This window comes from Mycobacterium sp. UNC410CL29Cvi84, assembly GCF_000686745.1.
Classification (GTDB): Bacteria; Actinomycetota; Actinomycetes; order Mycobacteriales; family Mycobacteriaceae; genus Mycobacterium; species Mycobacterium mucogenicum_B.
The window spans coordinates 150,206-169,050 of record NZ_JMLM01000002.1 but is presented as its reverse complement, the minus strand read 5'-3'; the positions used below and the strand labels follow the sequence as shown (position 1 = coordinate 169,050).

Sequence of the window (18,845 nt, the reverse complement as noted above, 5' to 3'; positions counted from 1 at the left end):
TGTTCCACTCAGGGATGCAGGATCAGCTTTCCGGTCATCCGGTGGCTTTCGCTGAGATCGACGGCTTTCTGCAAGCTGGTCAACGGCAGGTGTTGGGCGATGTTCACCGTGAGTTGTCCGGCCTCCGCGGCGGCCATCAGGGGCGCGAGTCGTTCGCGAGTCGGCCGCCCGAGGATCGTCCGTGCCTGAAACGGCGGGATGAGCGTGTACACGGCGTCGACCAGATTATGCATCGACACCATGACGTAGCGGCCCTGCGCGGACAGCAGGGACAGGCACTTTCGGCGCGAGTAGGCGTCGGCGCAGTCGGCGACGATCTGGAACGGCCCGTACTGCCGGGCCTGTTCGAGGACATCACCGCGGGTGTAGTCCAGGGCGACGTCGGCGCCCAGCCCCTTGACCAGTTCAACGTTCTTCGTCGAACACACTCCGACGACGACGGCGCCTTCGTGTTTCGCGAGCTGAACGGTGAGCTGCCCCACCGCGCCAGAGGCGCCGAGTACGAGCACCCGGCGTTGCGCCGGCTCGACGCGACGGACGCGGCCGATGTCCACCACGGTGCGATGTGCCGTGACACCCGGAATGGCCAGTGCGACGGCGGTATCGAGGTCCACCGAGTCCGGGACATGACAGACCTGGTCGGTACGCACCACCGCGGCATCCGCGAAGCAGCCTCGCTGGCCGCGCGAGAAGTTCGTGCTGCCGACGACGCGGTCACCGGGCCGGAAGTCGTTCACCTTCGCGCCCACCGCGTCGACGGTTCCGGCGAAGTCGAGGCCCAGGACCACCGGCGGCTTGGGTCCGAGCAGCCTGCCGAGCAGCCGCATCGGCGGGGCGATGAGCATTTGGCAGTCCGCGGGGTTGAGTCCGATGCTCTGTACGCGCACCCGAACCTCACCCGGATGCGGTTCCGGCGTGGGGAGGTCGATCAGCTCGAGCGGTTCCCCGGTGTTCCAGCTACGTTGCGCCATCGCCTTCATGAGGTGAAACTCTATTCGGTCAGACGGGGCGATTGCCTCGATGTGCGCAGGAAGAGGGAGAACCTTATGAACGAGGCCAGATCGCCCCGCGAATCTCGGACGGCCCTGCGCTGATGGCGAATTCACCGGATTGGGACCTGGTCGGTCGGTCGAACTATGTCTCGTTCACGAGCTACCGCAAAGACGGCACCCCGGTGTCGTCGCCAGTCTGGATCGCCCCCGCCGACGGCAAGCTCTACTTCTTCTCGGAGGTCGGGGCCTACAAGGTCAAGCGGATCCGCCGCAATCCGTCGGTGATGCTGCAGCCCTGCGATGTTCGCGGAAAGCTCACGCCGGGTTCGCCGGTCGTCGAGGGTACGGCGCGCATCCTCGACTTCGCCGACAGTCCAAAGGTCCGCAAGGTCATGAACCGCAAGTACCGGCTCCTCGGGCCCCTCAGCGAGTTCGGCGTCTGGCTCACCCGCCGTCAGCAGAATTCGTTCGCCATCGAGATTTCGCCGCGCGCGTAGCCGCTCATCCGCACGAGGCTCACTTCTAGGATCGATTTACGATCGTCTGCTCCCCGATTCCCCATCCCCGGAGGCAAATAAGCATGTACGCGACAACTTTCAACGGCCACGGTGAGCCCGAGGTGATGGAGTGGGCCGAGGTCGACGACCTGCCCGCGCCCACGCCCGGTCAGGTCGCCATCGACGTGGTGGCGGCCGGTGTCAACCGCGCCGACGTCATGCAGCGCATGGGCTTCTATCCGCCGCCGCCGGGCGCCAGCGACATTCCGGGCCTCGAGGTCTCCGGTTACATCGCCGAAGTCGGTGCCGGAGTTCAGGATTGGGCACCCGGTGACGCGGTGTGTGCTCTGCTGGCCGGTGGCGGCTACGCCGAACGCGTCAACGTCGCCGCCAGCCACGTGCTGCCCGTGCCTCAGGGCGTGAGCGTCACGGCCGCGGCGGCGCTGCCGGAAACCGCGGCCACCGTGTGGTCGAACGTGGTGATGACCGGCGGTCTACAGAGCGGGCAGACGCTGCTGATCCACGGCGGCGGCAGCGGAATCGGCACGCACGCAATACAAGTGGGCCGCGCACTCGGCGCCAACGTGGCGGTGACGGCCGGCACGCAGTTCAAGCTCGATGCCTGCCGCGAACTCGGCGCGCAGACGTTGATCAACTACCGCGACCAGGACTTCCCCGCGGTGGTCAACGCCGAGTACTCCGGCGCCGATGTCATTCTCGACATCATGGGCGGCAGTTACCTCGGCAAGAACGTGGACGCCCTCGCCGAGAACGGCCACCTGACGATCATCGGGCTGCAAGGCGGGGCCGTCGCCGAACTGAATCTCGCTACGCTGCTGTTCAAACGAGGATCAGTGCATGTGACGAACCTGCGGCGCCGCCCCGAGGAAGGTCCCGGTTCCAAAGCCGAGATCATCGGCGAGCTGCGGCAGCAGCTGTGGCCACTGATCGACGCCGGTGCCGTGGCGCCGGTCGTCGCGGCCGAGGTGCCGATCACCGACGCCCCCGAGGCACACCGGCTGCTCGACTCCGACAAGACCGTGGGAAAGGTGCTGCTGACCGTCCGGGATACCGACTAGCGATCCGAGAGCACAGGCCATGAACCTCGATGTGCGAATCTTTCACGCCATCAACGATTTCGCTCGCAACACTCCGTGGCTGCATCCATTGATGGCCGCGTATGCCAACGATGGCGTGCTCCTTTTTGTCGCGTTGTTGCTGGGCGGGTGGTGGCTCGCGCGCTCGAGCGAGAACCCGATGGCGATGACGAGCGTGCTGTGGACGCCATTGGGCGTTTTTGCCGCTCTGCTCGTCTATGACCCGATCGCCGTGTCCGTCAATGAGACCCGTCCCTGCAACGCCTTACGTGACATCGTCGTCTTGCACTGCAATACCGACGGCGGGTTTCCCAGCATCCATGCCGTGATCGCGGCAGCTGTCGCAGCGGGGTTGTGGCTGACGAACCGCTACCTCGGCGTGGTGGCCGCCGTGGCAGCGGTTGTCATGGCCTTCGCGCGTGTCTACGTCGGTGCCCACTATCCGAGCGATGTCGTTGCCGGCTTGGTCCTCGGCGTCGTCGTCAGCTGGGCCGGATACTTCTTGTTCCGGCCGCTGCTGCGGCGGTTGCTCGACGTGATCGAAAGGACCCGGCTCCGGGGCCTCGTCACCGCGACACCTCGCGACCGGCGCATTCCGTAACCGCCGGCGCACAACCTCGTTCATCACGACTACGCCGCATGCGGTCGCCGACGATGCGCTCGACCAGTAGCGGAACAAATGCTTGAACGCGGGCGTCCACGAACTGCGTCGCGGCCTCCCGACACCATCCCAGGATCTCCGTGTCGCGCGCACTATCGTTGCGTCCCTCGCGACGGGCCAGTTTCCCTGCGACCTCGTCGACCCAACCTGCCGCCGAACGGCCGGACCGGGTCGGCTCGTGCAGGATCTGGGTCACGGCTGCCCCACCATCAACGGCTCGATCGAACTCTGTTGGCAGGCAACTCCATTGCCAGTCGATGCGCGGGGGCAGGGCCGGACGAACAACAGGGTGCAGTCCGAGCCGTTCAAGGTTTTGCGCATTTCGTGGCCGGTCAGTTCCGCAACCAGTTCCCGGTCGTCTCCCGGCACGATGACCAGCTGGTCGATGCACGCACTCTGCCGCAGCAAGTTGCTCAGATGCCCCGGCATCGCCAGGGTGACCGACTCGAGGTGACTGTTGTCCGCGGCCCTCAGGTACCGCTCCAGGGCGGCGTGCACCGGATGTCTGGCATCGACCGGCGCACCCGAATGCGACCAGGGCTCCAGCATCAGAATCGGTGCATCGCGCCATGCCGAATCAGCCTCGGCTGCGGCCAACACGGCCGTAGCAGAGGCTGATTCGTCCAGGACGGCGACGATCCACTTGCGATGGTCGAACTCGAGGTGTTTACGCCGGATGATTGCGACCGAGCCTGGCGCGCTCCGGGCCACCTCGACAGCCGTCGAGCCGCGCGGAGCATCCGGCGCATCGTGCGTTCCGCGGTCGCCGACGCAGACCACCGCTGCGTGCCGGGACTCTTCGGCAAGGCATTCAACCGGACTGCCCGAAAGAATCTCCGTCTCGAGCTTGACGTCGATGTGCGTGTCGGTCACCGCTTTCCATGCCTTGTGCAATGCGTGCTGCGCGCGGTCGATGCTCTCCTGACGATCCGCAGCTTCCGAGTCGATGATGTAGACCAGCCGCAACGTGGTGTCCCGGCTCGCCGCCTCGAGTGCAGCCCAGCGCGCAGCGCGCAGCGCATGTTTGGAACCGTCGATGCCGACCACGACCGGGTCGACCGGGGCTTGGATGTTCATCGGAAGTCCTTGTGCCGTAGTTGTCGTGCAGCTCTCCGATGACATCTGACCTCGCCGCACGAGCCGGGCATAGTGTCGAAGGTCCTTCGAGAGGCCCCGAAGTGCTCTGTCGAGCAGGCTGTGACTGACCCGACGGCCAACGGCTGCGGTACTGATGACTTCCGACCCTGGGCCAAGCGTCCAGACCGTCGCAGTCTTCGAGTTGCACCCTCGTTGCTGCCGAGAAGGACACGTCATGGCGAAAACCACCATTCCCCTTGCGGAAATCGAACGAGCGGTACTTCTGGCCTGCAGAGCGCCATCGATCCACAACAGCCAGCCGTGGAAATGGGTTCTCGAATCCGCCACGCTGAAGCTGTATCTCGATGCCGACTGGCTGGTGACTACCGACGGTTCAGGGCGCCAGGCATTGTTGAGTTGCGGCGCAGCATTGGATCATCTCCGGGTGGCGATGGCCGCGGCCGGCTGGACCACCACGGTCGATCGTTTTCCCGATCCGGAGAACCACCGGCTCCTCGCCGACATCAACTTCCAGCCGGCCGGCCGCGTCACTCCGGCGCAACGACAGGCAGCAGACGCGATCCTGTGCCGACGCACCGACCGGCTTCCGTTCGGCGCCGTGGATGACGAGCCGGCACTGATCGAACTGCTGCGGTTGGCAGTGGGCAATCGCCCGGCCCGGATGGACGTCCTGGCTGCCCAACAGCGAACTCAACTGTCCGAGGCCTCGCATCTCACCGACGCGCTACGGATGTACGACGCCACCTATCACGCCGAATTGGACTGGTGGACTTCACCTTTTGATAGCACCACCGGCATCCCACGCAGCGCTTTGGCGTCGGCTGCGGAAAGTGACCGGGTTGACATCGGACGCACGTTCCCGGTGACCCATGGTCACGAACGGCGTCAGCACGCCGGCGACGACCAGGCCACCGTGGTGGTGATCTCCGCGCTCGCCGATACCCGCGAGGACATCTTGACGTGCGGCGAGACGTTATCCGCGGTGCTGCTGGAGGCCACCATCGCGGGCCTGGCCAGTTGCACGCTCACCCATCTGACCGAGCACCCGGCCACCTGCGACATCATCAGCACGCTCACCGGCCACCCTCTGCCGCAGGTGTTGGCCCGCATCGGCACCGCCCCAGCCCTGGAGGACATCCCGCCACCCACACCGCGACGCCAGCTGGCGGATGTCTTCCGCTTCCGGCCACATCGCGCGGACGATCGGAATTGAGGGCGGAGCGCTGGATTTGCGTCTGGCGACAGCCCACTTCGCCGTCAGTCTGGCCGTTCCACACAACGCGGCCGCAAGCGCGATACCGATTGCCAGCTCCTTCTTCATGTCGTCGACGATGGCAAGTCGCCAGAGCCGTGCACTAGGGCACATGGGCCTACGGTTGCGGCCGAGCGACCTGACCCGAGAGGTCACTGTGACAGGTGACTAGGGACCAATGGCTCTGCCGCGGACGAGGTCATCGCACCTACCGTCGACGAATACTCAGCTCGGTGATGTCAGGAGGGTGCGGAGATGTACAAGTCAGCTTCACCGTCGCCGGCCGTCGTGGTCGGCATCGACGGCTCGCGATGGTCGGTCGACGCTGCCTTGTGGGCGGTTGATGAAGCCGTCAGTCGCGATGTGCCTCTGCGCCTGCTCTACGTCGTCGAGCCACGCGGCCACGGTGATGTCGATCCTCAGCAGGAAGCCCAAGATCTGGCGTGCGCCGATGTTTCCGTGCGGCGCGCGTTGGTCGCCATCGAATCCACCGAGAAGCCGGTCAAGGTGGAATGGGAAGTACTGCAGGGGCATCCGTCTCGGGTCCTGCTGGACGCCAGCCGATCCGCCGACCTGCTGTGTCTCGGCTCACTCGGCATCGCGCATGCGACGGGATACCGGCTCGGTTCCACCTCGGCCACATTGGCCACTTCTGCGCCGTGCCCGGTGGCAATCGTCCGCAGCGGAAACCACCACGGGGCGACGGGCACCCGCCATGTCGTCGTGGAAGTCGATGAAAGTCCGGACAGCGCCGTCGTTCTCGAGGCCGGGATCAGCGAAGCCCGGCTGCGCGGAGCGCCCCTGACGGTGCTCGCAACGCGGCCGACCACACTGTCGGACGGTCGCGACAAAGTACCGGACGAAAGCGTGCGGGCACGCCTCGAGAAACGTCTCGCCCGGCACCGCCTGTCCAACCCGGACGTCGAGTTCAATCCTGTCGCAATCCGTGGTTCGACGATGAATTACCTTGATCGGCAGTCTGATTCGATTCAACTGCTGGTGATCGGCAGGCATCGGCGGCCTGGGATGGGCGAGATCGTGGGCACGGCGCGCTCGGCCTCGCCCCAGATGAACTGCACGGCGCTGATTTGCCAGAATAATCAGCGCTTGTAGCCGAAGCCTGGCCTATCGTCATGAGCAGGACGTCAACGTTTACCAGCACGCCGCCGGCGTGCAGAAGGGCACGCGAATGGTCACAGTATTCCTCGTCGATGACCATGAAGTCGTGCGCCGCGGACTCATCGACCTGCTGAGTGCGGACCCGGATCTGGAAGTCATCGGCGAGGCTGGAACCGTGGCGCATGCCATGGCCCAGATTCCTGCGCTCAGGCCCGATGTCGCCGTCCTCGATGTGCGTCTGCCGGACGGCAACGGCATCGAACTGTGCCGCGATCTACTGTCGCGCCTACCCGACCTACGGTGCCTGATGTTGACGTCGTTCACCTCTGACGAGGCCATGCTCGACGCGGTCCTGGCCGGCGCGAGCGGCTATGTCATCAAGGACATCAAAGGCATGGAACTCGCCGAGGCGATCAAGGCCGTGGGCGCCGGACGGTCCCTCCTGGACAACCGTGCCGCCGCGGCGTTGATGGCGAAGCTCCGCAATGAAGCCGAGCGATCGGACCCGCTTTCGGGGCTGACCGATCAGGAACGGGTGCTGCTGGATCTGCTCGGCGAAGGATTGACCAACAAGCAGATCGCCGCGCGAATGTTCCTGGCCGAGAAGACGGTCAAGAACTACGTGTCGCGTCTGCTCGCCAAGCTCGGTATGGAACGACGGACGCAGGCCGCGGTGTTCGTGTCGAAACTGGACCGGCCGCGGCGCTCGGACGACTGATCTGCCCTCGGCGTCAAATTCCTGGCGCACCGCGACTCCGATGGCAGAATCACCGATGTGAGACGTCAAGACAGCAGCGCCGAGCATCCGCTGCGAGCGCCGCTATCGGGACTACGGCTGCGGGAACTTCTCAGTGAAGTTCAGGACCGCGTCGAACAGATCATCGAGGGCCGTGACCGGCTCGATGGCCTGGTCGAGGCAATGCTCACCGTCACGTCCGGCCTCGAACTGGACGAGACACTGCGCACCATCGTGCGCACCGCGATCGAGCTGATCGACGCCCGGTACGGCGCCCTCGGGGTCCGGGGCACCGACCATGAGCTCGTCCAATTCGTCTATGAAGGCATAGACGAGGAGACCCGTTGCAAGATCGGCCCACTGCCCCAAGGGCGCGGCGTGCTCGGAGCCCTGATCGACGAGCCGAAACCCATTCGGCTGGAAGATATTCGCACCCACCCCGCCTCGGTTGGCTTTCCCCAGCATCACCCTCCCATGCGAACTTTCCTCGGTGTGCCGGTGCGTATCCGCGACGAAGTCTTCGGCAATCTGTACCTGACCGAAAAAGTATCCGGGCAGCCCTTCAGCGAAGACGACGAAGTGCTCGCACAGGCCCTGGCCGCGGCAGCCGGCATCGCCATCGACAACGCCCGGCTCTACCGTCAGTCGCAGCAACGCCAGGCCTGGATCGAGGCCACCCGCGATATCGGTACCGCCCTGTTGTCCGGCACGGAGCCGTCGCTGGTGTTCCGCCAGATCGCAGAGGAGGCACGTTCGCTGACGGACGCGGACGCGACGCTGATCGCGGTTCCCGAGGACGACGATGCGCCGACCAGCGAGATCACCGAACTCCAGGTGATCGACGTCGTCGGCGATGCCCACGCATCAGCGCTGGAGGCGCCGGCGGCCGGCGGACCCATCGGCCGGGCTTTTCACGATCGAACGCCCTCGATCTGCCGGGCAGCGGAGCTACCTGAAGCCATAGCGGCCGACGTGGCGTCAGCACTGGTGCTGCCACTGCGCACCACCGAGAGCGTCATCGGAGTCCTGGTCGTGCTGCGGAATGCGGGACGCCAGGAATTCACCGCGGATCAGCTGGACACGATGGCCGCGTTCGCCGACCAGGCCGCGCTCGCCTGGCAGCTTGCCGCCAGCCAGCGTCAGAAGCGTGAGCTGGCGGTGCTGGCCGATCGCGACCGCATCGCCCGCGACTTGCACGACCACGTCATCCAGCGGCTGTTCGCGGTTGGTCTGACGCTCCAGGGCGCGATCCCGCGCGCCAAGTCCAGCGATGTGCAGCGCCGCATCACCGACTGCGTCGACGACCTCCAGGAAGTGATCACCGAAATCCGCACCGCGATCTTCGATCTGCACGGCAGCACCGCCTCCACCACCCGGTTACGACAGCGACTCGATGCCGCTGTCGCCTCTTTCTCCAGCCACGAACTGCACACCACGGTCCGCTACGACGGCCCGCTCTCGGTCATCGAGCCCGACTTGGCCGATCACGCCGAGGCCGTCGTCCGCGAAGCGGTGAGCAACGCGGTCCGTCATGGCAAGGCCAGCGCAGTCGGCGTCACCGTCAACGTCGACAACGACTTGCGTATCGAGGTCAGCGACAACGGCCAGGGATTGCCTGAAGGCATCACCGAAAGTGGCTTGGCGAACCTCCGCCGACGGGCGCAAGACGCCGGCGGTGACATGACCGTCGAACCTGGCGTCGACGCCGGCACCGTCCTGCGGTGGTGGGCGCCGCTGCCCTGACGGGGCGACTCAAGATGCGGGTCCAATGTCTTTGGCCACCAATGACGATAGACACCGCTTCCGCCGGCACGTGGTCTGGGACAGAACTCTTCAGCAAGTGACGTAGTGCTCTGTCGATCGTGCCCGATCACCTGCAGGATCGTTGTATGAGAAACGAGCAGTGTGCGCGATCTGAATCGCACCGCGTCGACCTCGATCACAGGTCCAGTGAGGTGAATCAGATGCCCGAGACGTTCCCCGACCATCAGACGATTTGCGCGGCCTTGGCGCTGGCAACGCGTGCTCCTTCGGTGCACAACACGCAACCGTGGCGGTGGCGGATTGGCGCCAACAGTGTGCACTTGTACGCCGAATCGTCACTGCACCTGATTCACACCGACCCCGACGGCCGCGACCTGCTGATCAGTTGTGGTGCGGCGCTGCACCACGCGACCGTGGCCTTCCACGCGCTGGGCTGGCAGGCGACCGTGCGCAGGTTCCCCAACCCGGCCGAGCCTGATCATCTCGCCGCGATCGAATTGACACCCTGCATCCCCGACCAGGCCGATATCGCGCTAGCCGCGGCGATTCCGCGGCGCCGCACCGACCGGCGGTACTACAGCGGCTGGCCCGTCCCGCTCGGGGACATCGCTCTGATGACCGCCCGCGCGGCGCGCCTCGGCATCGGCCTGCGCCGGGTAAAGCTCAACGACGTCCTCACAAGCGCACTGCGGCAAGCGGTTTCACAGCATGTGCATGATCTGGACTACCTCACCGAACTGACAGTCTGGAGCGGGCGCTACGCATCGGTCGCCGGAGTACCTGCCCGTAGTACACCCACTCCCGACCACAGCGCCGCCCTCCCCGGCCGCATCTTCGCCGGACCCGTGCTCGGCCAGGCCGCAGGCACGACGGCGACCGATGACAACGGTTCGCTGCTGGCGCTCGGCACCTCGACCGACACTCCGATTGATCGGCTGCGGGCCGGCGAGGCAACCAGCGCAGTCCTGCTCACCGCCACCGCACAGGGACTGTCCACCTGCCCCGTCACGGAGGCACTGGAAAATCCAGCGTGCCGCGCCATCGTCCGATCGGACGTTTTCGGCGACGAACTGTTTCCGCAGATGCTCATCCGCGTCGGCTGGGCACCCCTCAACGCAGACCCTCTGCCCGCGACGCCGCGCCGCGCGCTGACGGACGTCGTTTCCCTTCTGCACGACGAGGACCCGGTGCCGGGTTCACGTGCCGGCGACCACGCGGTGCCGGATCGATGATCCGGCACCGGTCCGGTCAGCGACCCGCGCCTCGATTCGATGAAATGGAGTTCGCATCATGAACGCAAGACCGCACATTCAGCACCGAACCAGGATGTTCGCTCGGGTGCTCGGGCCCTACCTCGTCATCGCGGCCGCCTCGCTCGTCACGCGGGCCGACTACGTCAGGACACTGATGCACACGTTCGGTGACAACTCTGTGTGGCCCTGGATCACAGGCGCATTCGTCTTACCGATGGGACTGGTCGTCGTCACACTGCACCCCTATTGGCACGGCGCTGCCGCCGCCACCGTATCGGTGTTGGGATGGTTGACTGTGCTCAAGGGCGTGGCTTTGATGATGTTCCCCGGGGCGTACCTGGCGACGGGGCACGACATTCTGGCCGCCGCACCGTGGTGGCAGGCCGTCGTGATCGTCACCGGGCTGGCCGGGCTGTATCTCACCGCGGTCGGGTGGTCCCCAGATCGCCGATCAGCCCCATCCGTCACCGTGTCCGCCGACTCTTGATGAGCTCCAACGGCATTCGACTCGGGCGGCAACGTCAGATCGGTACGACGTCCTGATTCCCGGAGTCGACGTCATTCAGTTCACGCGCGATCAATGCCATCAGCGTTCGAAGGTCGTTGTTCGCGCGGTACAGATAGACCGAGGCCATCTCGATGTCTGCGACGTCCTGACTCCGAATGCCGGTCAGGCACTCGCTGAATCCGGAGCCGAAATCCTCGAGAGTCTGCCGCAGGGCGGTTGTCAGTGTCGCTTCCGGGCTCGGCAACAACGTCTGTAGCTGAGGCAGGACCATCTGGCCGGCTTCGCAGGCCCGCTGAATTCCCACCATGTCAGACTTGGCAGCCGCGGTGGCGATGTTGTCCCGCTGAATCAGTAACGCGTCCAGCGGTGATTCAAGTTGCGCAAGCCACGCATGCAGTTGTTGCGATGTGGGCGGCGCCTGTTGTTGTGCCGTAGCAACTTTCGCCGGCGCTACCGCGTCATCCGGCAGCACCAGGCGGACCAGAGAGAATCCGCCGAACATCCAACCGATGAGCGTCGCCGCCACGATCAGGACAGCGGTGATCAGAGCGAGAAACCGCCCTTGGGACGCACTTCCCAGACCTTCTGACGACGGGACGTCCTCATCGGTGGATACGGCCATCGGGAAATCCTCCCTATGAATCACGACTTCAGCGGGCAGCCCCTCGATGGTGCGTCACTGGGCTCAGGCCCACACGGGCCAAAAGTCCTCTGGCAGACAGCCGGAAGGCCACAGGCCCGGTCACGGCGGGCGCAGCAGGTGCCGAAGGTCCCTACGACCGCGGTCCATCAGCTCTGCTCGTGAACTGCCGATAGGCGCAACATCATTCGCGAACACCGCACCATTGGCAGGCCGGCCCGTAAAGGACACCGATGAACGACAACCAGCTCACCGCTCTCGATGCCGGTTTCCTGCAGGCTGAGGATTCCGACAGTCATGCCAATCTTGCTGTCGCTGTGCTGGCCATCATGGAAGGCCCGGCGCCGGACTTCGCCGAACTCCAGACTGTGCTCGACGAGCGGTCGGCGACCCTCCCCCGCTGCCGGCAAGTGTTGCATTCGTATCCGCTCGACCTCAGCGCTCCAGAATGGGTGCCGGCGCACAATTTCGATATCAGTCACCACGTTCGCAGGCTCACCGTGACGGCTCCGGGAGATGACCCGGCGGTTCATCGCGCAGTGGCGGAATTGATGGAGCGCCGGCTCGATCGGTCGCGTCCCTTGTGGGAAGCCTGGATGCTGGACGGCCTGGCCGATGGCCGTTGGGCGATCGTGGTGAAGCTGCACCACTGCATCGCCGACGGCGTCGCGGCGACAGCGATGCTCGCCGGCATCTGCGACAACCAGTGGGCAGCGCGCGACGAAATCCCCTGCCTCCCTTCGGGATCAGGTCGGCAATCGCTGCGTGGTTTCAATCCGATCACGCTCGGCACCGATGCGTGGCGGATGGTGAGATCGACCGCGCGCAGTGGGGTGCGCATGGCGTTCGGAGCTGCTCAACTCGTGGCCGGCGTGCTCACCACATCGAATCAACCCCTCAATGGGCAGCTCAGCGACATGCGCCGGTTCAGCGCGGTCGAGGTCTCGTTACAGGATGTCCAGATGGTCGCCAAGCGGTTCGGCGTCACGGTCAACGATGTGGCCCTGGCAGCCATCACCGACGGTTTCCGGTCAGCGATGCTGCAGCACGATATGGAACCTTCGGCCGGGCCGATCCGCACCGTGGTGCCGGTCTCCGTTCGTCCGGCCGAACTACTCCACGTGCCCGACAACCGGGTTTCCGTACTGCTGCCGGACCTCCCCGTCGATCGGCCCGATCCGCTCGAACAGCTCCGGCTGGTCCACAAGAGGCTGACAACCGCGAAAGGCAGTGGGCAGCGCCAAGCCGGCTCTCTGGTGGTCGCCGCGGCCAACCTCATTCCGTTTCCGATCATGGCGTCGGCCGTGCGGCTACTGGGCCGGCTTCCGCAACACGGCGTCGTTGCCGTGACGACGAACGTCCCGGGCCCGAGCCGGCGAATGCGCTTGATGGGTCGGCAGATCGCTGCGCTCGTGCCGGTGCCCCCGATTGCGATGGGCATGCGCACGGGCATCGCCATCATGAGCTACGCCGACCGCCTGACATTCGGCGTCATCGGCGACTACGACGCCGAGCTCGTCGCGGACGACCTCGCCCGTGGCATCGAGCACGGGCTCGCTCACCTGGTAACTGTCGCATCGGCTGCGACGCACACCCGCCGGCTGGGCAACCTCATGTTGCTCAGCGGCTAGAACCACCATTACCCGCTGCCGCACAACAACTTTGCGCCCAGACTGACAGCACAGGAGTGAACCATGATCGATCAACAATGGGACTCGGACAATTCGATTCTCACCATTCATCCGGAATCCCCGTTGAGTACCGACGATTTTGCCGCCCTCACCCAGGCTGTCGACCCGAAAATCGAGCAGGGCGGCGACCTTGCCGGCCTCATCATCGATGCTCCGCATTTTCCGGGATGGGACAGTTTCGGGGCGATGGTGACGCACCTGCGATTCGTCCATGACCATCACCAACACGTGAAAAAGATTGCCATCGTCACTGATTCGCCGATGGCGGGCGTTGCACAGCACCTGGTGTCCCACTTCATCGCGGCGGAGATCCGCAAGTTTCCGGCGGCTCAGGTCGAGGACGCCACGGCGTGGATCACCGGTGGCGGTCAATCTGAGGACCCTAGACCCTAGTCGCCGAAGCCCCCTGAGTGCACAGTCGTCATATGACGAGGACACATATCGCCGCAGCTGCGGCGGGCGGTGCGGCACTGCTGTCCGCGGCACGCCGGTACTACCGCAACTGGGGTACGACGAAGGAAGAATGCAGAAGACAATTGCCGGGCGACGAGCTCGTGGGGTCACCGGCTCTGCAGTCGACCGAGGGAGTGCTGATCGACGCACCGGTCTGTGTGGTCTGGCCCTGGCTGATGCAACTCGGCGAAGACCGCGCCGGTTTCTATACCTATGCGGGGCTTGAGGGCCTGCTCAGTCGCGACTACCACGGCGACCATGCCATCCGCCCGGAATGGCAGCGACTCGAACTCGGCGACCCGATACGCCTGGCACCGCCAGGCTGGCTCGGCCGGAGCGACGGTGTCCTGCTGCGTGTTGCGAGCGTCGTCGACAAGCGGTCGATCGTGCTGCGTGGGACACCACCGGAATTCCCGTGGGACGCGGTGTGGTCATTCCATCTCGAACCCCATTGGGATGACCAATGCCGCCTGCTCGTGCGCACCAGGGCGGGACTCCGCCACCCTGGCCAGGTCTTCGTCACCGAAGCGGCCGGTCCGGTGGTATCGCTGACCGTGCGCGGAATGCTGCTCGGGATCAAAGAGCGGGCCGAGGCGACGCATGTGGCCGCCCGCACCCCGGAACCCGCGGCCTGACCAGGTTTCTCGAGATCAGGCCGAGGGTATGGCTCCGACGGTGACCTACATCAGGTTCCACCCGGCACTGCGCCCCTGGACTGCCGCGGTATTCATCGGACTCATCGGTTACTGCGACTTCCCGCTTCAATGGGTCGTCGGGTCCACGCTCAGCCCGACACGGTCCTACATCAGTGAACTGGCCGTCGCGGGCCAGCCGTACCACCAGGTTTTCCGGATCGGAGATCTCGCCGCCGGCATGGGTCTCGCGATACTCGCCGGCGTTCTCGCCATCTGGCGGCCGTCCTCACGAATGCGTTTCGGGAGCGCGGCGCTGGCGGTTGGTGCCGCCACCTCGATAGTCGACGCCCTGTCACCCATGAGCTGCGCCCCGTCCGTCGACCCCCGATGCTGGGCAGCCGATCACGCCTCCGTGTGGACCCAGCTGCCCCAGTTGCACACCATCTCCGGCGTGGTCGGTTTCACCGCGGTCCTGATCGCGATGGCGTCCTACGGTGCCGCGCTGGGCAGTCGGCCGGACACGCGCCATCTCGGATTGGTGGCGCTCGCCTGTGCGGCGATCGGATCGTTGCTCGGCGGCATCGAAATCGTGACTGCTCTTGCGGACACAGGTTGGACGGGGCTGTTCGAGCGCATCCACGTGGCCGTCATCGGCACGTTTCTCCTGATGCTGACCTACGCTGTCGCGCGCACCACGAACCCGGCCACACGACGATCCGTAGTCAGTTCGTTTCCGCGTTGAATGGCGAGTCGCCAGGGGCCGGGCGGCGGCCCCGCGCGATCACTGGCCCGTCATGCCGGGCATGCTCATACCGGACATCATTCCGCCCTGCATGGGCATCTCATGAGGTGGCCACAGGGCGGTAGCCGTGACCACCCTTGACATACCTGATCATGGCGAAAGATCCTTTCTGGTAATCCGATTCGGCCTGCGGCCATCGACATCGTCAGTCATCGGCCGACACCCAACGCCAGTCCGTGACCTCGGGCAGATCCTCACCGTGCGTCCGGATCCATTCACGGTGGCGATCATGAGCCGCAACCATGTCTGCGCGCAGTGCGCGTACCGCGGGACCATCGAGTCCGGGCATCAGGTCGATGGCGTCGATCACCAGCTGGAAGCGGTCCATCTTGTTCAGCACCAGCATGTCGAAAGGCGTTGTCGTCGAACCCTCTTCCAGATATCCGCGCACATGCATATTCCTGTGATTGCGTCGGCGGTAGGTCAACCGGTGAATCAACGACGGGTAGCCGTGGTAGGCGAAGATCACGGGTCGGTCGGTGGTGAACAACGTGTCGTACTCCGCATCGGTCATGCCGTGCGGATGTTGCGAGTCGGATTGCAGCCGGAACAGGTCGACGACGTTGACGACGCGGATCTTTATCTCCGGCAGGTGCTCTCGCAGTATCGACGCGGCAGCCAGCACCTCGATGGTGGGCACGTCGCCGGCACAGGCCAGCACCACATCAGGTTCTGAACCCCTGTCGGTGCTGGCCCACTCGAAGATGTCCGCGCCGCGTGCGCAGTGCACCGCAGCTTGCTCCGCGGTGAGCCATACCGGGGCGTCGTTCTTCCCGGCGACAATCACGTTGATGTAGTTCCGGCTCGCGAGGCAGTGCGCCGCTACCGACAGCAGCGTGTTGGCGTCCGGCGGCAAGTAAATGCGGGCGATATCGGCGCGCTTGTTGGCAACATGGTCGATGAAACCCGGATCCTGGTGCGAGAAGCCGTTGTGGTCCTGGCGCCACACGTGTGACGTGATCAGGTAGTTCAGGGACGCGATCGGTGCGCGCCACGGCAGTTCGCGACTCACCTTGAGCCACTTGGCATGCTGGTTCACCATCGAATCGACGACATGGGCGAAGGCCTCATAGCTGTTGAGCAGACCGTGTCGCCCGGTGAGCAGATAGCCTTCCAGCCAGCCCTGGCACATATGTTCCGACAGGACTTCGAGCACGCGCCCGTCGCGGGCCAGGTGCTCGTCGCTCGGCAGAACTGCCGCGTTCCACTGCTTGTCAGTGACGTCGTACACCGCACCGAGCCGATTCGACGCCGTCTCATCAGGTCCGAACAGTCTGAAATTGCGGTAACAGGCGTTACGCACCATCACTTCGCGGAGATACTGCCCGAGCACCCTGGTCGGCTCTGCGGTGGTGTCCCCCGGTTTGACGGTTGACACAGCGAATTCCTTGGCACCGGGCAGATGCAATGGCGTGAGCAGCAGGCCGCCGTTGGCATTCGGGTTCAGTCCCATCTGGTAGTCAGGTGACGGAACATTGTCGGTCACCAGCGCTGTGGGGCAACCCATTTCGTCGAACAGCTCATCGGGGCGATATGAGTCCAGCCAATCGATGAACTGTCGACGATGTTCCGGATCAGTCCGCACATCGGCGATGGGCACCTGATGGGCGCGCCACGTGCCCTCCACGGGCAGACCGTCGACCCACTGCGGTCCGGTCCAGCCTTTCGGTGTTCGCAACACGATCATGGGCCACTGCGGGCGCGCTGCTGGGGATGCGGCGGCACGCGCGGCAGTCTGGATTTCGTCGATCATCGCCACGACGCGATCCATCGCCGCGGCCATGTCCTGATGCAACTGTTGCGGATCGTCACCGCTGACGTAGACCGGATAGTGTCCGTATCCCCTTAGCAGACAATCGAGTTCGGCGTCGGTGATCCGCGCCAGGACCGTCGGATTGGCGATCTTGTACCCGTTGAGGTGCAGTATGGGCAGAACCGCCCCGTCGGTCGCCGGGTTGACGAACTTGTTGGAGTGCCAACTGGCCGCGAGCGGACCGGTCTCGGCTTCGCCGTCACCGATTACGCACGCCACCAAGAGGTTCGGATTGTCGAGAGCTGCGCCGTAGGCGTGCGCCAGGGAATACCCGAGCTCGCCGCCCTCGTGGATGGAGCCTGGAACTTCCGGTGCGACATGGCTGGGAACGCCCCCGGGAAAGGAGAATTCGCGGAACAACGTCGCCATCCCGCGTTCATCACGGGTGATATCGGGACGTGTTCGGCTGTAGCTGCCCTCGAGCCAGGCGTTCGCGAACAGCGCCGGCCCGCCATGACCGGGACCGATGACATACATCGCGTCGAGATCATGATCAATGATGGCGCGATTCAGGTGCGCGTAGATGAAGTTCAGCCCCGGCGAGGTGCCCCAGTGACCCAACGGGCGGGGCTTGATGTGCTGACGCTCCAACGGTGTTCGCAGCAGCGGGTTGCCCATCAGATAGATCTGGCCGGCCGTGAGATAGTTGGCAGCCCGCCAGTACGCGTCCACGGACCGCAACCGCGCCGCCGTCAAGGGCTCACGCACCTCGCGAGTTGCGCTCGTCATCGGGTGGACTCGCGAGCATGCGGCCGAGCAACGAGTACCGGGCAATTCGCCTGGTGAATCAGTTTGTGGCTGGTGGAACCGAGCAGCAGTCCGGTGGCGTCGCCACGACCATGACTTCCCGTGACAACCAGCTGGGCGCGCTGAGCATGGCTCAGCAGGACGTGCCCAGGATTGCCGATTGCGGCGACGCGGCGGACCGCCACCTCGGGGAATTTCTCCTGCCACCCAGCCAGTCGCTCAGCCAGCAGCATCTCCTGCTGCTCCTCACGCGCCTGGCCGGTCAGGTCATTCCAGGGACCTTGGGCATCGTAGAAATGCGCCGGCAAGTAGCCCCAGACCAGGACCGCGGTCAGTCCTGTCCCGCGCATGGCGGCTTCCTCGAACGCCCAGCCAATCGCGTCCTCACTGTCCGGAGCCCCACTGATCCCGACCACAACCGGACCTGTCACCGGTACCCCCGGCGCGCGGACCACGACCACCGGGCTGTGCCCGTGCGCGGTAAGCGCCACGGCCACCGAGCCGGCCAACAGGCCGGTGAACGCGTTCAGTCCACTTGAACCCACGACGGTCAGAAATGCGCCCTTCGACAGGTCGATCAACACCCGCGCTGGACGGCCCGCCTTTCTGGTCAACGTCACCTCCAGATCAGGGTCCAACGTCTTGACCCGATCCAGGGCCTCGTCAAGGAAACGCTGGCCGGTGGTCTCCAGATACTTGAAGAAGCTCTCCGAGGCCCCCGGATTGAACCCCATCGCAAAACTCTCGAAGTCGACGGCGTGCGCCAACCGGAGCGGAAGGTTGCGCAACTGCGCTTCGTTGACGGCCCAGGTCAGCGCGATCAGCGATGAGCTCGATCCGTCGATGCCGACCAAAATGTAAGGGCGGGGCGATAATTCGGTCACAATATCCTCCGATGGCTCTGACTGTCCGATGCTCACGACGGTACGAGCGCGCTCCCTCCGCTGCTATGGCCGAAAGTCACTCGTTGAGTGATCACTCGCCACTGCTCGGGAACCTTCGATCCGTGGTGACTCATGCGCCGCCCCAAAGGCCTTTGTGCCCTCGACTCCGGCTACGTACCCGCGTGAGGATTCGATGACACATC

At 65.0% G+C, this 18,845-nt stretch carries 19 protein-coding genes; 13 read left to right on the top strand and 6 right to left on the bottom strand.

Annotation, left to right across the window (positions count from 1 at the left end):
* Positions 1–8: 8 nt before the first annotated feature.
* The gene (locus BR47_RS0104440) at positions 9–980 is read right to left on the bottom strand and encodes an NAD(P)-dependent alcohol dehydrogenase (protein WP_020100087.1); all 972 of its coding nucleotides are present in this window, start codon (positions 978–980) and stop codon (positions 9–11) included.
* 113 nt (positions 981–1,093) lie between these two features.
* On the opposite strand from BR47_RS0104440, the gene BR47_RS0104435 reads away from it, so the two are divergent.
* The 3 genes from BR47_RS0104435 to BR47_RS0104425 all read left to right on the top strand — a co-directional run bounded on the left by BR47_RS0104435 (position 1,094) and on the right by BR47_RS0104425 (position 3,187).
* A complete protein-coding gene (locus BR47_RS0104435) occupies positions 1,094–1,489 on the top strand; it encodes a PPOX class F420-dependent oxidoreductase (protein WP_029118719.1) in 396 nt (131 codons plus the stop codon).
* An 83-nt stretch (positions 1,490–1,572) separates the two neighbouring features.
* The gene (locus BR47_RS0104430; protein WP_029118718.1) at positions 1,573–2,568 is read left to right on the top strand and encodes an NAD(P)H-quinone oxidoreductase; all 996 of its coding nucleotides are present in this window, start codon (positions 1,573–1,575) and stop codon (positions 2,566–2,568) included.
* Between the two features lie 19 nt (positions 2,569–2,587).
* Positions 2,588–3,187: a phosphatase PAP2 family protein gene (locus BR47_RS0104425; protein WP_029118717.1), complete on the top strand. Its 600-nt coding sequence runs from the start codon at positions 2,588–2,590 to the stop codon at positions 3,185–3,187.
* Here the strand turns inward: BR47_RS0104425 and BR47_RS32935 are convergent.
* Together BR47_RS32935 and BR47_RS29715 are read right to left on the bottom strand one after the other, a co-directional pair.
* Positions 3,153–3,443, bottom strand: coding sequence for a three-helix bundle dimerization domain-containing protein (locus BR47_RS32935; protein WP_141772175.1), 291 nt, complete (start codon positions 3,441–3,443; stop codon positions 3,153–3,155). The two genes, BR47_RS0104425 and BR47_RS32935, sit on opposite strands and share 35 nt — an antisense overlap.
* Entirely contained in the window at positions 3,440–4,294 is an 855-nt protein-coding gene (locus BR47_RS29715; RefSeq protein WP_231506650.1) for a universal stress protein, read from the bottom strand. Before BR47_RS29715 ends, BR47_RS32935 begins: the two co-directional genes overlap by 4 nt.
* 265 nt (positions 4,295–4,559) lie before the next feature.
* On the opposite strand from BR47_RS29715, the gene BR47_RS0104415 reads away from it, so the two are divergent.
* From BR47_RS0104415 to BR47_RS0104390, 6 genes are all read left to right on the top strand, one after another.
* Entirely contained in the window at positions 4,560–5,558 is a 999-nt protein-coding gene (locus tag BR47_RS0104415; RefSeq protein ID WP_029118716.1) for an Acg family FMN-binding oxidoreductase, read from the top strand.
* Positions 5,559–5,852: 294 nt separating this feature from the next.
* Positions 5,853–6,710, top strand: coding sequence for a universal stress protein (locus tag BR47_RS0104410; RefSeq protein ID WP_029118715.1), 858 nt, complete (start codon positions 5,853–5,855; stop codon positions 6,708–6,710).
* Positions 6,711–6,786: 76 nt separating this feature from the next.
* Positions 6,787–7,434 (top strand): hypoxia response regulator transcription factor DosR/DevR, encoded by a 648-nt coding sequence (dosR, locus tag BR47_RS0104405; protein WP_029104893.1) that lies wholly within the window; start codon positions 6,787–6,789, stop codon positions 7,432–7,434.
* A gap of 48 nt (positions 7,435–7,482) precedes the next feature.
* Positions 7,483–9,195 carry a GAF domain-containing sensor histidine kinase gene (locus BR47_RS0104400; protein ID WP_051634609.1) on the top strand — a complete coding sequence of 571 codons (1,713 nt, stop codon included), beginning with the start codon at positions 7,483–7,485 and terminating at the stop codon, positions 9,193–9,195.
* Between the two features lie 221 nt (positions 9,196–9,416).
* Positions 9,417–10,448 carry an Acg family FMN-binding oxidoreductase gene (locus tag BR47_RS29710; protein WP_036426782.1) on the top strand — a complete coding sequence of 344 codons (1,032 nt, stop codon included), beginning with the start codon at positions 9,417–9,419 and terminating at the stop codon, positions 10,446–10,448.
* A 58-nt stretch (positions 10,449–10,506) separates the two neighbouring features.
* A complete protein-coding gene (locus BR47_RS0104390; protein ID WP_029118713.1) occupies positions 10,507–10,956 on the top strand; it encodes a hypothetical protein in 450 nt (149 codons plus the stop codon).
* 34 nt (positions 10,957–10,990) lie between these two features.
* Here BR47_RS0104390 and BR47_RS0104385 read toward each other — a convergent pair whose 3' ends face one another.
* Positions 10,991–11,599 carry a hypothetical protein gene (locus BR47_RS0104385; RefSeq protein ID WP_029118712.1) on the bottom strand — a complete coding sequence of 203 codons (609 nt, stop codon included), beginning with the start codon at positions 11,597–11,599 and terminating at the stop codon, positions 10,991–10,993.
* A gap of 251 nt (positions 11,600–11,850) precedes the next feature.
* On the opposite strand from BR47_RS0104385, the gene BR47_RS0104380 reads away from it, so the two are divergent.
* The 4 genes from BR47_RS0104380 to BR47_RS31915 all read left to right on the top strand — a co-directional run bounded on the left by BR47_RS0104380 (position 11,851) and on the right by BR47_RS31915 (position 15,138).
* On the top strand, positions 11,851–13,248 hold the full coding sequence (locus tag BR47_RS0104380) for a wax ester/triacylglycerol synthase family O-acyltransferase (RefSeq protein ID WP_029118711.1): 1,398 nt from the start codon (positions 11,851–11,853) through the stop codon (positions 13,246–13,248).
* Between the two features lie 63 nt (positions 13,249–13,311).
* Entirely contained in the window at positions 13,312–13,701 is a 390-nt protein-coding gene (locus BR47_RS0104375) for a SpoIIAA family protein (RefSeq protein WP_029118710.1), read from the top strand.
* 32 nt (positions 13,702–13,733) lie between these two features.
* The gene (locus BR47_RS0104370; protein ID WP_029118709.1) at positions 13,734–14,396 is read left to right on the top strand and encodes a hypothetical protein; all 663 of its coding nucleotides are present in this window, start codon (positions 13,734–13,736) and stop codon (positions 14,394–14,396) included.
* A gap of 40 nt (positions 14,397–14,436) precedes the next feature.
* Positions 14,437–15,138 (top strand): DUF998 domain-containing protein, encoded by a 702-nt coding sequence (locus BR47_RS31915; protein WP_177127333.1) that lies wholly within the window; start codon positions 14,437–14,439, stop codon positions 15,136–15,138.
* A 205-nt stretch (positions 15,139–15,343) separates the two neighbouring features.
* Here the strand turns inward: BR47_RS31915 and BR47_RS0104355 are convergent, their stop codons facing one another.
* Positions 15,344–17,740, bottom strand: a complete 2,397-nt coding sequence (locus tag BR47_RS0104355) for a phosphoketolase family protein (RefSeq protein ID WP_036426704.1) — start codon at positions 17,738–17,740, stop codon at positions 15,344–15,346.
* Positions 17,737–18,642: a universal stress protein gene (locus BR47_RS0104350; protein ID WP_029118707.1), complete on the bottom strand. Its 906-nt coding sequence runs from the start codon at positions 18,640–18,642 to the stop codon at positions 17,737–17,739. Before BR47_RS0104350 ends, BR47_RS0104355 begins: the two co-directional genes overlap by 4 nt.
* Between the last annotated feature and the right edge of the window lie 203 nt (positions 18,643–18,845).

Bases quoted from the DNA above. Each gene is read 5' to 3' on its own strand.
- BR47_RS0104385 (WP_029118712.1), bottom strand. From the start codon at position 11,599: ATGGCCGTATCCACCGATGAGGACGTCCCGTCGTCAGAAGGTCTGGGA.
- BR47_RS0104390 (WP_029118713.1), top strand. From the start codon at position 10,507: ATGAACGCAAGACCGCACATTCAGCACCGAACCAGGATGTTCGCTCGG.
- BR47_RS29710 (WP_036426782.1), top strand. From the start codon at position 9,417: ATGCCCGAGACGTTCCCCGACCATCAGACGATTTGCGCGGCCTTGGCG.
- BR47_RS0104375 (WP_029118710.1), top strand. From the start codon at position 13,312: ATGATCGATCAACAATGGGACTCGGACAATTCGATTCTCACCATTCAT.
- BR47_RS0104355 (WP_036426704.1), bottom strand. From the start codon at position 17,740: ATGACGAGCGCAACTCGCGAGGTGCGTGAGCCCTTGACGGCGGCGCGG.
- BR47_RS0104425 (WP_029118717.1), top strand. From the start codon at position 2,588: ATGAACCTCGATGTGCGAATCTTTCACGCCATCAACGATTTCGCTCGC.
- BR47_RS0104430 (WP_029118718.1), top strand. From the start codon at position 1,573: ATGTACGCGACAACTTTCAACGGCCACGGTGAGCCCGAGGTGATGGAG.
- BR47_RS0104435 (WP_029118719.1), top strand. From the start codon at position 1,094: ATGGCGAATTCACCGGATTGGGACCTGGTCGGTCGGTCGAACTATGTC.
- BR47_RS0104410 (WP_029118715.1), top strand. From the start codon at position 5,853: ATGTACAAGTCAGCTTCACCGTCGCCGGCCGTCGTGGTCGGCATCGAC.
- BR47_RS0104415 (WP_029118716.1), top strand. From the start codon at position 4,560: ATGGCGAAAACCACCATTCCCCTTGCGGAAATCGAACGAGCGGTACTT.
- BR47_RS0104440 (WP_020100087.1), bottom strand. From the start codon at position 980: ATGAAGGCGATGGCGCAACGTAGCTGGAACACCGGGGAACCGCTCGAG.
- dosR (WP_029104893.1), top strand. From the start codon at position 6,787: ATGGTCACAGTATTCCTCGTCGATGACCATGAAGTCGTGCGCCGCGGA.
- BR47_RS0104370 (WP_029118709.1), top strand. From the start codon at position 13,734: ATGACGAGGACACATATCGCCGCAGCTGCGGCGGGCGGTGCGGCACTG.
- BR47_RS0104380 (WP_029118711.1), top strand. From the start codon at position 11,851: ATGAACGACAACCAGCTCACCGCTCTCGATGCCGGTTTCCTGCAGGCT.